Annotated in this window: 14 protein-coding genes; 2 read left to right on the top strand and 12 right to left on the bottom strand. The window is 65.6% G+C overall.

Annotated elements, in window-relative coordinates; translation table 11 throughout:
• The 11 genes from A2J02_RS22930 to A2J02_RS22880 form a co-directional block, all read right to left on the bottom strand.
• Positions 1–558 (bottom strand): TIGR03557 family F420-dependent LLM class oxidoreductase (locus A2J02_RS22930; protein WP_156516350.1); only part of this gene is annotated, 558 nt, incomplete at its 3' end.
• Between the two features lie 9 nt (positions 559–567).
• A complete protein-coding gene (locus A2J02_RS22925) occupies positions 568–1368 on the bottom strand; it encodes an SDR family NAD(P)-dependent oxidoreductase (protein ID WP_068054060.1) in 801 nt (266 codons plus the stop codon).
• A 29-nt stretch (positions 1369–1397) separates the two neighbouring features.
• The gene (locus tag A2J02_RS22920; protein WP_068054056.1) at positions 1398–3197 is read right to left on the bottom strand and encodes a glycoside hydrolase family 15 protein; all 1800 of its coding nucleotides are present in this window, start codon (positions 3195–3197) and stop codon (positions 1398–1400) included.
• Positions 3194–3886, bottom strand: coding sequence for an HAD family hydrolase (locus A2J02_RS22915; RefSeq protein ID WP_068054053.1), 693 nt, complete (start codon positions 3884–3886; stop codon positions 3194–3196). Before A2J02_RS22915 ends, A2J02_RS22920 begins: the two co-directional genes overlap by 4 nt.
• Before the next feature lie 80 nt (positions 3887–3966).
• Positions 3967–4440: a Dps family protein gene (locus A2J02_RS22910; RefSeq protein WP_068054046.1), complete on the bottom strand. Its 474-nt coding sequence runs from the start codon at positions 4438–4440 to the stop codon at positions 3967–3969.
• Positions 4441–4575: 135 nt separating this feature from the next.
• On the bottom strand, positions 4576–6108 hold the full coding sequence (locus A2J02_RS22905) for a catalase (protein ID WP_373454859.1): 1533 nt from the start codon (positions 6106–6108) through the stop codon (positions 4576–4578).
• A 91-nt stretch (positions 6109–6199) separates the two neighbouring features.
• The gene (locus A2J02_RS22900) at positions 6200–6634 is read right to left on the bottom strand and encodes a Fur family transcriptional regulator (protein ID WP_068054043.1); all 435 of its coding nucleotides are present in this window, start codon (positions 6632–6634) and stop codon (positions 6200–6202) included.
• 51 nt (positions 6635–6685) lie between these two features.
• On the bottom strand, positions 6686–7321 hold the full coding sequence (locus A2J02_RS22895; protein WP_068054040.1) for an acetoacetate decarboxylase family protein: 636 nt from the start codon (positions 7319–7321) through the stop codon (positions 6686–6688).
• Complete coding sequence (locus tag A2J02_RS22890) at positions 7321–9012, bottom strand: GMC oxidoreductase (RefSeq protein ID WP_068054039.1); 1692 nt, start codon at positions 9010–9012, stop codon at positions 7321–7323. The genes A2J02_RS22895 and A2J02_RS22890 overlap by 1 nt, the downstream gene beginning before the upstream one ends.
• A complete protein-coding gene (locus tag A2J02_RS22885) occupies positions 9009–10517 on the bottom strand; it encodes a flavin-containing monooxygenase (protein ID WP_068054035.1) in 1509 nt (502 codons plus the stop codon). Before A2J02_RS22885 ends, A2J02_RS22890 begins: the two co-directional genes overlap by 4 nt.
• Entirely contained in the window at positions 10514–11119 is a 606-nt protein-coding gene (locus A2J02_RS22880; RefSeq protein ID WP_442971503.1) for a TetR/AcrR family transcriptional regulator, read from the bottom strand. The genes A2J02_RS22885 and A2J02_RS22880 overlap by 4 nt, the downstream gene beginning before the upstream one ends.
• A gap of 346 nt (positions 11120–11465) precedes the next feature.
• Here A2J02_RS22880 and A2J02_RS22875 point away from each other — a divergent pair, with 346 nt between their 5' ends.
• Positions 11466–12398 carry a polysaccharide deacetylase family protein gene (locus A2J02_RS22875; protein ID WP_231893977.1) on the top strand — a complete coding sequence of 311 codons (933 nt, stop codon included), beginning with the start codon at positions 11466–11468 and terminating at the stop codon, positions 12396–12398.
• Positions 12399–12442: 44 nt separating this feature from the next.
• Positions 12443–12622, top strand: a complete 180-nt coding sequence (locus A2J02_RS22870; RefSeq protein ID WP_068054031.1) for a hypothetical protein — start codon at positions 12443–12445, stop codon at positions 12620–12622.
• 128 nt (positions 12623–12750) lie between these two features.
• On the opposite strand, the gene A2J02_RS27905 is transcribed toward A2J02_RS22870, so the two are convergent.
• Positions 12751–14252, bottom strand: a 1502-nt coding sequence (locus tag A2J02_RS27905) for an HNH endonuclease signature motif containing protein (protein WP_231911497.1), incomplete at its 5' end; no start/stop codon positions are given.

Raw genomic sequence — 14252 nt, 5'->3', positions numbered from 1 at the left:
GTCGCCGTACTCGGCGAACCGCGCGACGGCCTTCTCGCCACCGGCTGCGATGCCGATGGGCACGCCGCCCTCGGGCAGGTCCCAGATCCGGGCGGAGTCGACGCGAAAGTGCTTGCCGTCGTAGGTGACCAAGCCACCGGCGTGCAATGCCCTGATGATCTCGAGCGCCTCGACGAACATGTCCTGCCGCTTGTCGATGGACGGCCAGCCCTCGCCGACGACGTGCTCGTTCAGGTTCTCACCGCTGCCGAGGCCGAGGGTGAAGCGTCCGTCGGCCAGAATTTGCAGCGTGGCGGCCTTCTGCGCGACGACGGCCGGGTGGTACCGGATGATCGGGCACGTCACGTATGTCATCAACTCGACGCGTTCGGTGGCCTGAGCCACCGCACCCAGCGTCGTCCATGCGTAGGGCGAGTGACCCATCGACGAGAGCCACGGCGAGTAGTGGTCGCTGGCGACCTCGAAGTCGAAGCCGACCTTCTCGGCTCCGACGGCGTACTTCACCAGCTCCTTCGGGCCGCTCTGCTCGGTCATCAACGTGTATCCGAAATTGGTCATGCTGTTCTCCTAAATTGTTGCGACGGAACCGGCGTCGACTCGGTAGTTCGATCCGTTGACGAAGGACGCGCGATCCGAACACAGGAACGTGATCACCGAGGCGACTTCCTCGGGTTCGCCTCGGCGTCCGAGCTCCATGTACGGACGCTCCTCGTCGAGGAAGCTCTCGATGGCACCGTCGCGGTCGGTTCCCTTCTCCTCGGCGCGCTTGTCCATCATCGCGTCGGTCATCGGGGTGTGAATGAACGCGGGAGAGACTGCGTTGACCAGCAGTCCCTCGGACGCATAGCTGCGCGAGAGCCCCTTGGCGAGGGCCAGCACGCCGGCTTTGGCTGCGCAATAGGGCAATTCGTCGTCGTACGGCTGCACGGCGTCCTCGGAGGTCAGCAACACGATGCGTCCCCAGCCACCGCGGCGGAGTGCGGGCAGAAATGCTCGCAGTAGCCGGACCGGTCCCATCAGGTCGATGTCGAGGGTGGAACGCCACCCCTCCTCGTCGATCTCGTGGAACAGCCCCTGCGCTCCGGTCACTCCCGAGGACTGGACGAGAATGTCGATGTCGCCCACTGCCTGCTGCGTCCGTGCTGCCAGGTTCTCGACCGCGTCGGTGTCGGTCACGTCCGCGGCGAACGCGAACAACTGCCCCTCCGCTGCGCCGAGTTTCGCTGCGGCCTCGTCGAGAAAGGTCTGATCCTTGTCGCTGATCACGACGCGAACCCCCTCGGCCAGCAGCATTTTCGCGGTGTGCCAGCCGATACCGGAGTCTGCTCCGGTGACCAGTGCTGTCCTACCGTTGATTCCCAAATCCATCGAATTCCACCTTGTGTATGAGAGTGCGGTCAGGCTGTGGCGTCGTGCGAGCGCGCAATGGTCAGCGCCGCATTCACCAGGGCCAGGTGGCTCAAGCCCTGTGGGAAGTTACCCAGAAACGATCCATCCGAAGCATCGATCATTTCGCTGTACAAACCGACGTCGTTGGACAGCTCCACCAGTTGGTCCATCAGAGCTGCGGCTTCGTCGTCTCGGCCGACGCAGGACAGCGCCGATACTCGCCAGAACGCGCAGGCCACGAAGGTCACCTCTTCCTTCGAGACCCCGCTGTAGCGGTACATCAACGGACCGGCACCGAGTTCTTCGACGAGCGCATCGATGGTGGACGAAAGACGTTCTCCCCGATCGAAATCCATCTCGGCCGCGAGCAGTACCGACGCATCGAGACCGTCGGCACCCGGGTACGCGAGGTAGGCCTGCCGCTCGTCCGACCAACACTCGGTCTCGATGTAGAGCCGGATGCGTTCCTTCTCGGCCTTCCATCGATCCGGTATCCCCGGGATCTCGCCTGCTTCTGCCAGGTGCACGGCGCAGTCCAGCGCCTGCCAGCAACCGAGCTTGGAGCTGGTGTAGTGCTGTTCGTCCTCGAGCTCCCAGATCCCCGCGTCCTTGCGCTGCCACGAATCGCAGGCCTCGTCGGCGATGGCGGCCAGCAGGCGCCCCGTCTGCGCGTCCAGAATGTTCCCCGCGTCGACGTACTGGCGGATGATCGAGAACAGGTCACCGAAGATCATCAGCTGCAGCTGATCCGCGGCAGCGTTGCCGTTGACCACCGGCCCGATGCCTCGCCAGCCGGGAACGTCGGGTTGTTCCGTGCCACCGGGTAGTTCACCACCGAGGGTGTAGAAGACGTTCACCAACGGATCGTTGACTCGGATCACTTTCAGCAGCCACGCCACTGCAGCATGGATCTCCTCGCGAAGGCCGAACCGTTGCAGCGCACGGATGGTGTACGCCGCGTCGCGCACCCACGCGTAGCGGTAGTCCCAGTTCTTGCCACCGGTCCTGTTCTCGGGCAGAGAGGTGGTGGCAGCGGCGGCGATGGCACCGGAGGGGCTGTGCAGCAACAACTTCAGAGCCAGCGCGCTCCGCGCCACATGCTCCGCCCACGGTCCCTGATACGAGAACTCGTCGGACCACACGCGCCAGTTGGCGATCGTGCGGTCGATCCCCTCGTCGAGGTGCTGCGGATCGGGCAGGGGCAGCGGCTCGTTCTCCGTGCCCACGACGCCCAGCACATGCCGAGAATCCGGGTGGGAGGTGAAGACACCACCGATGTCGCGGTCCGCGACATGCACCTCCTCGATTCCCAGAGTCCGCACGGCCAGGGTCAATCCGTCGACCCGCAACACGGTGCCGTGCTCGGTGTCGTACGCCCACGGCGACGCGATGCCGAGCATGGTGCCCGGTGCCACGGACCACGACAACTCGACGGTGCCGTCGAGACCCTCGACGCGACGGGCCAACTCCACCCACGGAAGACGCCCGGCGACACCGGTGTTCAACGAGTCGGTGACTCGAACGGTACCGGTGTCGGTACGGAACGTCGTGCTCAGCACATTCGTCCCGGGGACGAATTCACGCTGGACGGTGAACTCCTCCAGCGGCGTCAGCTGAATGTATCCACCGTTCCCAGCGTCGAGCAACGCTGCGAACGGCGGCGGCGAATCGAGGTTCGGAACCGGAAACCAATCGATCCGGCCGTCGTCGGCGATCATCGCCACAGTGCGGCCGTCACCGATGGCACCGTAGCTCTCGATGGGGACATAACCGTCGACCCTGGGGTGCGGCTTGCGGAACTCGCTCAAGCACTTGCCTTTTCATCGGAGTAGAAGGGACTGTCCTCGATGTTGGCGAGCAGATCGGCGGGGTCGTCGAACACCGCTACCGCCCCCGCGTCGAGCAATTCTCCGCGCGAGATACCACCGCTCAGTACACCGACGGCTCGTACACCCGCGCGACCGGCCGACTCGATGTCCCAGACGCTGTCGCCGACCATCACCGCCTTGGATGCCTCGACGCCGGCCCGTTCGAGTGCAACCGCGACGATGTCGGGCTCCGGCTTGGCTACGTCGGCGTCCTCGCCGCTCGTCACCACGGCAACGGAGTCCTCGACATCGAGCAGGTCGCGCAACGTCGACAGCTCGCTCTCCGGAGCCGAGGTTGCAAGCACCACGGTGATGCCGAGAGAGTTCAAGTCCGCCAACAGTTCACGGGCACCCGGCAGCACTTCGAGATCCGCCGACGCAGCAGCGTAGTACTCGCCGTGCAGCTTCTTCGTTTCGTGGGCAAGCGCGCTGTCCGAGGACCCGACGAGCGTCTCGAGCAGTTTCGACCCGTCCATCCCGATGCAGCGGTGAACACGCCAGGAAGCAACGGAACCACCGGCCTCACGAAACGCGCGCGACCACGCGTCGACGTGCACGTAGTTGGAATCGACGAGGGTGCCGTCGATGTCGAGCAGAACTGCGTCGACCGTCGGCTTCAAAACAGGCATGGTTTTCGGATACCCGGGGGTGGTGCAGGCAAACAACAGGCCCCCCGCTGTGCGCGAGGGGCCTGTCGGGTGGGAAAACGTCAGCTGGCCTGGGCCTGCCACATCCAGTGCAGCTGCTCGAGACGAGCAGTGATGCCGATGAGCAGGTCCTGGGTCACCGGATCGGCTTCGCCGGTGTCGGCGATGCGTCCGCGAAGACGCTCCACGACCGCGGCGAGGTTGTCGACGACCGCTGGGACGACTTCGCTGTCCTTGGTCCATCCGGCACCGAAGCCCTTGGTTCCTGCCGTCGAGGAGACGGTGGCTGCGCGCCCGTCGGGGCTGACGCCGATAGCGGTGGCGCGCTCGGCGGCCTGGTCGGTGAATTCACGTGCGGCCGTGACCAGCTCGTCGAGCTCGAGGTGCACCGACCGGAAGTTCTTGCCGATCACGTTCCAGTGCGCCTGCTTGGCGATGAGCGAAAGGTCGATGAGATCGACCACGGTTCCCTGAAGCGCGTCGCCGGCAATCTTCTGCTGGCCTGCGTCGAGGGTGCTGGTGATGGGGTTCGTCATGATGTGGCCTCCCTGCCGTTGGACGACGGTATGCATCGCACACCATTATTGTTCTTCCGTCTGTACTAGACAACGGCAGGTCGACCCCCGTTGTTCCGGATCGACGTCACATCCGCTGTGACGCCGATCCCAACATCAGACCTTGGCTGCTTCGTCGGCAGGATCGTCGATTGCGCCTGCACCCGTGGTCGGTGCGGTCTCGTTCTGCTGCGACCGAACGCCTTCCTCGACCTTCTTGCCGAGTTCGGGATCGACGTTGGTCCAGTACTCGAACACGCGGCTCAGAACGGGCTCGCTGACGCCGTTGAGGACGTGCCCCACGATGTTCCCGACGAGGCGCTCGCGCTGCGCGTCGTCCATGACCTCACGGACCAGGGCTCCCGCTTGCACGAAGTCGCCGTCCTCGGGGTGCTCGATGTACCCGGTGCGCACGAAGCGGGGCTCGAAGTCCCATGCTCCGTCGTCGCCGTACTTGTTCGTGTCCGCCGACGGGCCGCCGAACGAGTTCGGCGCGTAGACGGGCGTCTCCGGGGAGTTGAACGAGTACCGCATGTTGCCGTCCTTGGAGTACGAGTTGACCTCGGACTTCGGGGCGTTGACCGGCAGCTGCGCGTAGTTGGCTCCGATGCGGTATCGGTGCGCGTCGGCGTAGGAGAAGACGCGGCCGAGCAGCATCTTGTCGGGGCTGAAGCCGATGCCGGGCACGGTGTTGGACGGCTCGAACGAGCTCTGCTCGATCTGCGCGAAGAAGTTCTCCGGGTTGCGGTTCAAGGTCATCTTGCCGACCTCGATCAACGGGTAGTCCTTCTGCGACCAGACCTTGGTGAGGTCGAACGGGTTGTACTTGTAGTTCTCGGCCTCGTCGTACGGCATGAGCTGCACCTTGAGGGTCCAGCTGGGGAAGTCGCCGTTCTTGATGGATCCGAAGAGGTCCTGACGGTGGTGGTCGGGGGACGTACCCGCAACCTCGTCCGCCTTGTCCTGCGTCAGGTAGTCGATGCCCTGGTCGGTCTTGAAGTGGAACTTGACCCAGGTCTTGGTGCCGTCCTCGGCGATGAGCTGGTACGTGTGCGAACCGAACCCGTCCATGTGGCGGAACGACTTGGGGATACCCCGGTCGCCCATGAGCCACGTCACCTGGTGCGCCGACTCGGGCGAGAGGGTCCAGAAGTCCCACTGCATGTTGTTGTCGCGCAGACCGGAGTCGGGCATGCGCTTCTGGCTACGGATGAAGTCCTGGAACTTGATCGGGTCCTTGACGAAGAAGATCGGGGTGTTGTTGCCGACCAGGTCCCAGTTGCCTTCTTCTGTGTAGAACTTCAGCGAGAATCCGCGCGGGTCACGCCAGGTGTCGGGGCTGCCCTGCTCGCCGGCGACAGTGGAGAAGCGCGCCAGCATCTCGGTCTTGGCACCGGGCTGCAATGCCTTCGCCTTGGTGTATTTGCTGATGTCTCCGGTGATCTCGAGTTCGCCGAATGCGCCTGCGCCCTTGGCGTGCACGACGCGCTCCGGGACCCGCTCGCGGTTGAACTGCGCCATCTTCTCGATGAGGTAGTGGTCGTGGAGAAGGATCGGTCCCTGCGTTCCGGCGGTCAGCGACTGATCGTCGCTGGGGACGGGAATTCCCGAGTTGCTGGTGGTCGGTTTGTTGGTGATCGGCTTGGTCATACGAAGCCTCCTGTAGGGCTGAATCGAGTTCGGAGAGGGCTGCTCTTCAATAGATCTGTGAAACCGAGCGGCCGTACGCTGGACCGCAGTATCAGACGGAATGCCTCGTGCAGTCGCCGCACAAACCCCAGAAGACGATCTCGGCTTCGTCGACGACAAATCCGTGGGTGTTCTCGGGGACGAGACACGGCGCCGCTCCGACGACGCAGTCGACATCGGCAACCACATGACACTCTCGGCACACGAGGTGGTGGTGGTTGTCCGCCGTCCGGCTCTCGTACAGCGCGGCCGAACCGGCAGGTTCGATGCGACGGAGCAAACCTGCATCGACGCAGGCCCTGAGCACGTCGTACACGGCCTGGGTCGACACCGAACCACCGTCCTCCCGGACGGCGGCGGCGATGTCGTCGGCGTCTGAATGCGGTCGGGCTGTGACCGCATTCAGAACTGCAACCCGGGGTCCGGTGACGCGGAGACCGACCGAGCGCAACTGCGCTGCGGGGTCGACGCGTTCGGTGAGCTGCATGCACTCCAGTATGCCCCTAATCTGGACTAAGTCAAGAAAAGTGGCCTGCGGCTACCCGACCAGGCGCGCTTCACCCGTCCGCATCGAACCGGTCACGATCTGCAAGCCGAAATACGTGCCCGACGGCATCCAGCGACTCAGCGTCGGGCCCTTCGCGTCCACCTCGACGCGGGCCAACCTGGCTTTGCCCTTCAGGCTCGCGGTGGCGATGGCCGAGCCGCCGGCCACCGGCTGCGCGAAACCGACGGAGCCGAGCATCGGGAACTGCGGTCCCACGGCGCGGGACGTCGTCCGCACCGACCATTCGTCGCCGCTCGCCCCGGCCTCGCCCAGCACGTCACCCTCGAACTCGGCCAGCACCTTGGGCAGGTGCCAGTTGGTCCGGCCGCCGTGCACCGACGTCGCGGAATCGACGGCGATGAACGGCACCGCCATGCGAGGCACGCGTCCGACATCCCGGCGCAGCGCCGGGCTCGCCAGGATCTCGCGGTACGGACCGACCGGCGACGTGGTGTAGTCGACGACCATGCACATCGTGATCGGCAGCGTCTTGGCACCGCTCGGCGCGAAATCCGACGAGCGGGCCCGATGCCACCAGATCGTGGCTCGCACGTTCGCCGGCCACGGCGCTGCCGGACTGACCGGCCAGTCGGTGCGATCGGTATCGGATTCGGTGACACTCCACATCAGGAATCCCTCCCCACGACGGTCAGTGGAAGCCGCAGGGCGCCCGGTGCCGACACCGGCACCACCGGCTGCACGGGCTGAGTGGGTGCGATCTCCTGATAGCCAGAGCCCACCGCGGGTCGCCGGTCGGGCTCACCCTTGTTGGGCCACAACGCCATTGCTCGCTCGGCCTGGGCGGTGATCGTCAGGGACGGATTGACGCCGAGGTTGGCGCTGACGGCCGAACCGTCGAGCACGTGCAGCCCCTCGTAGCCGTAGACGCGCTGGTAACCGTCGATCACGCCGGTCTGCGGCGAGTCGCCGATCGCGCAGCCACCGAGGAAGTGCGCGGTCATCGGAATGTTGACGATCTCGGCGATCGACCCGCCCGGGTCACCGCCGATCTTGTCCGCGAGCAGACGAATTGCCTCGTGCCCCTGCGGAATCCACTGCGGCGGTGGATCACCCGCGCCGGGCCTGCTGGTGAGGCGACGCCCGAACGGCCCCTTCTTGGATCCGAGCTCGAGCGAGTTGTCGTCGGTCTGCATCACCAACGCGATGACGGTTCGCTCCGACCAACGATGCACCGACAGGCTCCGTACCGCAGCGCCGGGGTGACGGAGTGCGACGCCGAGCGTCTTGAGTACGCGCGGCATCTTGCCGCCGCCGTCGCTGAGCACGGTCTGCAGTAGGCCGATTGCGTTGCTGCCCTTGCCGTATCGCACCGGTTCGATGTGCGTGTGATCGTCCGGGTGGAACGACGACGTGATGGCCACGCCCTCGTGGTAGTCGACCTCACGGCCGCGAGCGGTCGCGGCGAGCACAGCCTCGGAGTTGGTGCGCACCAGCGAGCCGATCTTGTCCGACAACCGCGGGAGCGAGCCCTTCTCCTTGGCCGCGAGCATCAGCTTCTGGGTGCCGTAGGTGCCGGCCGAAAAGATCACCTGATCGGCGGTGATCGTCTTCTCCTTGCGACGCAGCTTGCCACCGGTCCGACGCGTCACCACGTCGTAGCCCGCGCCGTTCGGCCGCACGTCCACGACGGTGGTCAACGGAAGAACATGCGCGCCTGCGTGTTCGGCGAGGTACAGGTAGTTCTTGACGAGGGTGTTCTTCGCGCCGACGCGGCAGCCGGTCATGCACGCTCCGCATTCGGTGCAGCCGGTGCGCTCGGGCCCGGCACCGCCGAAGAACGGGTCGGGCGCGGTGCGGCCGCGATCTCCGAAGTAGACGCCCACCGGGGTCGAGGTGAACGTGTCCCCCACCCCCATGTCCTCGGCCACCTCTTTCATCACCTTGTCCGAGGCGGTGATGGTCGGGTTGGTCTCGACGCCGAGCATCCGCCGGGCCTGGTCGTAGTACGGATTCAGCTCGCGCTGCCAATCGGTGATCGAACCCCACTGCGGGTCCTCGAAGAACTTCGCCGGGGGTTGATACAGCGTGTTCGCGTAGTTCAGCGAACCTCCGCCGACGCCCGCTCCCGCCATCACGAGCACATCGGGCAGCAGGTGGATACGTTGCACCCCATAGCAACCCAATGCCGGAGCCCACAGATACTTGCGCAGCCGCCAGCTCGTCTTCGGCAGCTCGTCGTCCTCGAACCGTCGACCGGACTCGAGTACCGCCACCCGGTACCCCTTCTCGACCGCCCGCAACGCGGCAACGCTGCCGCCGAAACCGGAGCCGATGATCAATACGTCGTAGTCGCTCATGCGGATACCACCTCGTTGTCTGAGTCGAGAGCGTCGGAGACGAGCCGATAATTCGGCACGTCGAACTCGCGCGTCTTGTTGCGGAACCGGAATGTGTAGGTGGGCCACATCGTGGAATTGCGGCCGTTGGCGTCGAGGTACCAGCTCGAGCACCCGCCGGCATTCCACACGGTGCCGTCGAGCGCGGAATCGACCCACGAATTGTGTTGCCGCTGAGCGGATTCGTTGACCTCCACGGCCGCGATCCTGCGATCCTTCATCGCGTGCAGCGCGGACACCACGTAGTTGGCCTGCGACTCGAGCATGTAGACGATGGAACTGTGCCCGAGGTTGGTGTTGGGGCCGTACATCAGGAACAGGTTCGGGAAGCCGGCGACGGTGGTGCCGAGATGCGCCTGCGGGCTACCGCCCCAGTGCTCCGCGAGCGTCCGACCGTCGTTGCCGCGCAGCAGATGCGACACCGGCGGCTCGGTGGGGGTGAACCCCGTCGCGAAGATGATGGTGTCCACCTCGTGGTTGCGGCCCGAGGCGTCGACGACGCCGTTCTCGGTCACCGACGTCAGCCCCGACGTGACGAGATCGACGTCCGGCCGGTCCAGTGTCGGCAGCCAATCATTGGACAGCAGAAGCCTTTTGCAGCCGGGCGCGTAGTCGGGAGTCAGCGCCGCACGTTTCACCGGGTTCTTGACCTGGCGCTTCAGATTCGATTTCGCGAACACCTTCACCGCGGGCAGCAGCCACGGGTTGTCCGCCAGCACGGTCACGTAGGCCTCGCGGTAGCCGTAGATGACACCGCGAACCGCGCGGTGCGCCAGAGGGATTCGCTCGTACAGCGTGCGCTCGAGCCGGCCGATGGTGCGGTCCAGGCGCGGAATCACCCACGCGGGGGTGCGCTGGAAGACGGTGAGCCGCTCGGCCCGGTCGACTATCTCGGGGACGAACTGCACCGCAGACGCCCCGGTGCCGATCACGGCGACCCGCTCGCCGGTGAGGTCGTGCTCGTGATTCCAGGTCGCAGAATGGAACACGGTGCCCGAGAACGTGTCGATGCCGGGGACGTCCGGGATCTTCGGAGTGGACAACGCGCCGGTGGCGGCAACCAGAACACGCGCGCTCGCCGAACCCTGCGACGTCTGCACCGACCAACGCTTGTTCACCTCGTCCCAGGTCGCGGACTGCAACTCACAGTTCGTGACGATGCGATCGTTCAGGTCCAGACGATCCACCACCGAACGCAGGTAGTCGAACAATTCGGGCTGACGCGCGAAGGTGTGACTCCACTTGGGGCTCGGGGCGAACGAGAACGAGTACAGCGAGGTCGGCACGTCGCATGCACACCCCGGGTAGGTGTTGTCTCGCCACGTCCCACCCACGTCGGACGCGCGCTCGATGACGGTCACGTCGGCAGTCGGGTCGGCGGCGAGGATCTTCGCCACCGCGGCCAGGCCTGCGAAGCCGGCTCCGACCACCAGCACGTCGAGCTGTTCGGGGAGAGTTGCGTTCACGAATCCATCACCTTTTCGGACCAGACGGGAAGGAGCCGCCCGCGCAGTTGCGCGTCGGCTTCGGGAGTGCGGAACAGCGCCGAGACGGCCAGTCCGCGGGCGAGTTCGACACTGAGCTCGATGGATTCGGGGGACATCCGGCTACCCATGACGATCTGGGCACCGCCCTGAATGGCCTCGGCGACGCGCCGCTCCAAGGGGATCATCGCCTCGTGCAGCGCCGGGTCGGTACGGGCAGCCACCCAGAGCTCGAGCGCGGCGTAGAACAGGGGCCCGGAGAATGCGTCGGCGAGGATCTCGGGTCCTCGCTCGGGGTCCGGTTCGGCTTCGAGGATCTCCGAGAGACGACGATCGACGAGGTGCTCGACGGCCGCGATCAGCAAGGACTCCTTGGTCGGGAAGTGGTGCAGCTGCGCTCCCCGCGAGACACCGGCACGCCGCGCGATCTCCTGGGTGCTGGTCTTGGCGAAGCCCAGTTCGACCAGACAATCGATCGCGGCGTCGAGCAGCTTCGCCCGGGTGCCCGCAGTGCGTTCGGCCTGCGTTCGGCGCTCGGTGGGCGCTGAGTCGTCGAGCCCTGTGTCGGTAGTCACACTTGGCACAGTAGCGCTAAATCAACAAACAGTCCAGCCTGACTTTAAGTTTGCTTCGGGAAGCAGTCGGTCTCGATCTCACCGGTTGATCGGAAAGTCGACTGGACTGCGCGCACCGCTTTCCAAACCATTTCCACTGTCTCGGCTCTACGATCAGGTCGGTTCGACCTGCTGTAGCCACGCGAATGCTGCGTCGAATCAGGCAAAAGAGGGCCGATGACAATCTCGACCGTCGCTGTTCGTGGGGCCGCATGCGCAGTCGTGGTAATCCACGCGTTCACCTCAGCCGACTGCAGCAGTGGATCCGACTCGGCGACCGCAGACAAGCTGGCACCACAGTTTGCGGTGATCGACCATGGGCAATTCCGTCGCCATGCCCCTCGCTTCTCATGGTCGCTTCGACTACTCCCCCATCGGCGATCGCCCACAGTTCGAGTGGCCGGGTGGGGCGCGCCTCGCGGTGTACGTGGCAGTCAACTGCGAGCACTTTCCGTACGACGACGGAGGGCCAGGGCTGGGCTACACACCCGGGATGGACCAGCCGAACACTTACAACTGGGGTTGGCGCGAGTACGGCAACCGGGTGGGCGGGTTCCGGATCGCGGAGACGTTGCAGCAGAGCGGTTTTCGCCCGACATTGCTCGTCAATACCGAGGTGTACGAGCATGCTCCGCAGCTGGTCGACGCCTTCCGCGCCCTCGATGCGGAGGTCGTCGCGCACGGACGAACGAACGCCGTGCAACCGAACGATCAAGACGAGGAAGCCGAACGACGCTCGATCGACGAGGTGACGACCGCCATCGAGCGCCAAGAGGGAGCACCGCCTCGGGGTTGGATGAGCCCCGGCGCCAACCCCAGCCGAGTGACCGAGGACCTGCTCGCCGAACGTGGCTACGAATACACCTTGGACTGGCCCATCGATGATCAGCCGGTCTGGCTGAGGACCCGCGGTGGCCCGTTGCTCAGCGTTCCGTACCCGCACGAGGTGAACGACCTTCCGGTGTTCGTTCACCATAACCAGACCGCAGCGACGTTCGAGCGCAACATAATCGACAGTTTCGACGAACTGAAGGAGAATTCGGAGCACCAACCCGTAGTGCTCGCCATCTCTCTGCACACGTTTCTCACCGGACAGCCTTACCGACTTCGCCGGTTCCGGTCCGCCCTGCAGCACATGCTCGACAACAGCGACGGCGTCTGGTTCACCACACCGGGCGAGATCGCCACGCACTATCGCGGTCTCGTAGCTCCCTCGGACACCGGCCGTCGACCGCTGCGCGACGGATAGGCGACGGACAGTACACCGCTGGTGCCGCCTACGACCTGGTCCACATGGATGCCTACCGAGTGTTGAAAGCCAGCCGGTCGTCGGTGAAGCAGGTCAAGGGTGCACCGATGCCCTCTCCGATCGCGGTGGTTGCTGCGGCCGTGGAAGGGTCGGTACTCGACTTCGAGTCGGAAAAGCTCGGGCGCGCAGGAGAACTGCTGATGCGTGAGGTGCCTGGCCCGTAAGCGCTGATCGACAGCACCGTGCGCGCAGGGGGCCAGCCCGCCGAAGCCGCGCCGAATGCCGCGCGGCTGGCGCACGGCTTCGAGAGAGGGAATGGCTTGGGCGGCCGAGTGGCGCGACTGATGTGTTGTCAGGCTGCGCGACGTTTTCGGCGGTGGTAGCTGGGGATGGGTTGTCGTGTGGGGTCGATGGATTCGGGTGGGATGGCGTAGGGGTGTCCGTCGTCGCCCATGAGCAGTTGCCAGTCGCCGTGGTGGACGAGGCGGTGGCATTCTCCGCAGACCAGCGCGAGGTTGTTCAGGTCGGTGCGGCCGCCGTGTTCCCAGAACTTCACGTGGTGGGCCTGGCACCACTGTGCGGGGCGGCCACACATCACGCAGCACCGATCGCGGATGGTCAGGGCGATGCGTTGGTCGTCGCTGGCAAGTCTGGTGCTGCGGCCCAGGGCGAGCGGGACGCCGTGGTGGTCGACGATGACCGGGGTGAGGTCGGCGTCGCAGGTGAGAAGTTCGGCGAAAGTGCGGCTCATCGGCCCGGTCCAGTCGAAGTGGAAAGGCCAGTCGGCATCACCGCGCTCGGGTGCAGACTTCTGCCCGCAATGGTCACCGGCGGCAGTGCTGGGACCGACGCGATCGCCGCGGGGATCACCGGTCCGTGAACCGTCGCCGGCACCGCTCCCGACGTCGTGACCGCCATCAGCATCGTCGGGACCCGTGTCGGCATCGCCGGTCCGTGAACTGTCGTCGGCACCAGCACTGCTTTCGCTGACGTGGGGACCGCCGCCAGCATCACCGGTCCGTGAACTGTCACCGATGCCAGCAAGGTTCCCGCTGACGCGACGACCGGTTCCACGATCGGGACCCGCGTCGGTATTGCCGGCCCTTGAGTCGTCGCCGGCACCAGTACGGTTCCCGCTGACGCGACGACCGGCACCACGATCGGGACCCGTGTCGGTATCGCTCGTTCGTGAACTGTCGCCGGCACCCGCGCCGCTCCCGCTGACGCGACGACCGTTGCCACGATCGGGACCGCCCTCGGTATCGCTTGTTTGTGAGTGGCCGCCGGTACCGGATGCCGTCGAACCCGTTGTTGCGCTGTTCGGTTGCGTGTGTCCGCGGTCGGCGAGCAGGTCACGCAGCGGGACGATCAGGTGCACCGATGCCCGCGACCCGCCCGCCGATCCGCGGCCACCACCGCTCAGGTGCCGGTCGAGGATCCGATCGAGTGCATCGGCCCGCCGCTTCGACGGCCCACGTAGATCGCGTTCACCACCGGGGCCGGGCTGCGGCGCGGTCAACGCCGACAGTGCGGTGAGCAGCTTCTCGGCCAGGAGTCGGTCGACGTTGCCGCCCATCTGGAAGCGGCCACTGGCAAGCGGGTGAACATCGAAACGGTTCAACTCCGGGTTCTCCGACACCGGTATCGGCGGCGGTCCAGCTGGAACAGGTTTCGGCCGAGCAGGTTCGGGCTCGCCCGAGCCAGCTGCGTCACCCGCGTCAGCTCGGCTCGCACGGTCCCGCTCTTGCTCCCGCTCCTGTTCCCGCTCCTGTTCTTGTCGTTGCTTCTCGGCCTGCTCGTGGCGGGCTCTGGCGTCCTCGGCCGCGGAATGCGCCAGTGCCTGCGCGCGGGAGG

The sequence above is a fragment of the Rhodococcus sp. EPR-147 genome (assembly GCF_001647185.1).
In the GTDB taxonomy this organism is placed as follows: Bacteria; Actinomycetota; Actinomycetes; order Mycobacteriales; family Mycobacteriaceae; genus Rhodococcoides.
Note: the sequence above shows the minus strand (reverse complement) of the source record. Positions and strands in the feature narration are given on the sequence as shown.

Excerpts from the sequence above, each read along its gene's own strand:
- A2J02_RS22925 (WP_068054060.1), bottom strand. The coding sequence starts at position 1,368 with ATGGATTTGGGAATCAACGGTAGGACAGCACTGGTCACCGGAGCAGAC.
- A2J02_RS22915 (WP_068054053.1), bottom strand. The coding sequence starts at position 3,886 with ATGCCTGTTTTGAAGCCGACGGTCGACGCAGTTCTGCTCGACATCGAC.
- A2J02_RS22910 (WP_068054046.1), bottom strand. The coding sequence starts at position 4,440 with ATGACGAACCCCATCACCAGCACCCTCGACGCAGGCCAGCAGAAGATT.
- A2J02_RS22905 (WP_373454859.1), bottom strand. The coding sequence starts at position 6,108 with ATGACCAAGCCGATCACCAACAAACCGACCACCAGCAACTCGGGAATT.
- A2J02_RS22900 (WP_068054043.1), bottom strand. The coding sequence starts at position 6,634 with ATGCAGCTCACCGAACGCGTCGACCCCGCAGCGCAGTTGCGCTCGGTC.
- A2J02_RS22895 (WP_068054040.1), bottom strand. The coding sequence starts at position 7,321 with ATGTGGAGTGTCACCGAATCCGATACCGATCGCACCGACTGGCCGGTC.
- A2J02_RS22890 (WP_068054039.1), bottom strand. The coding sequence starts at position 9,012 with ATGAGCGACTACGACGTATTGATCATCGGCTCCGGTTTCGGCGGCAGC.
- A2J02_RS22875 (WP_231893977.1), top strand. The coding sequence starts at position 11,466 with ATGGGCAATTCCGTCGCCATGCCCCTCGCTTCTCATGGTCGCTTCGAC.
- A2J02_RS22870 (WP_068054031.1), top strand. The coding sequence starts at position 12,443 with ATGGATGCCTACCGAGTGTTGAAAGCCAGCCGGTCGTCGGTGAAGCAG.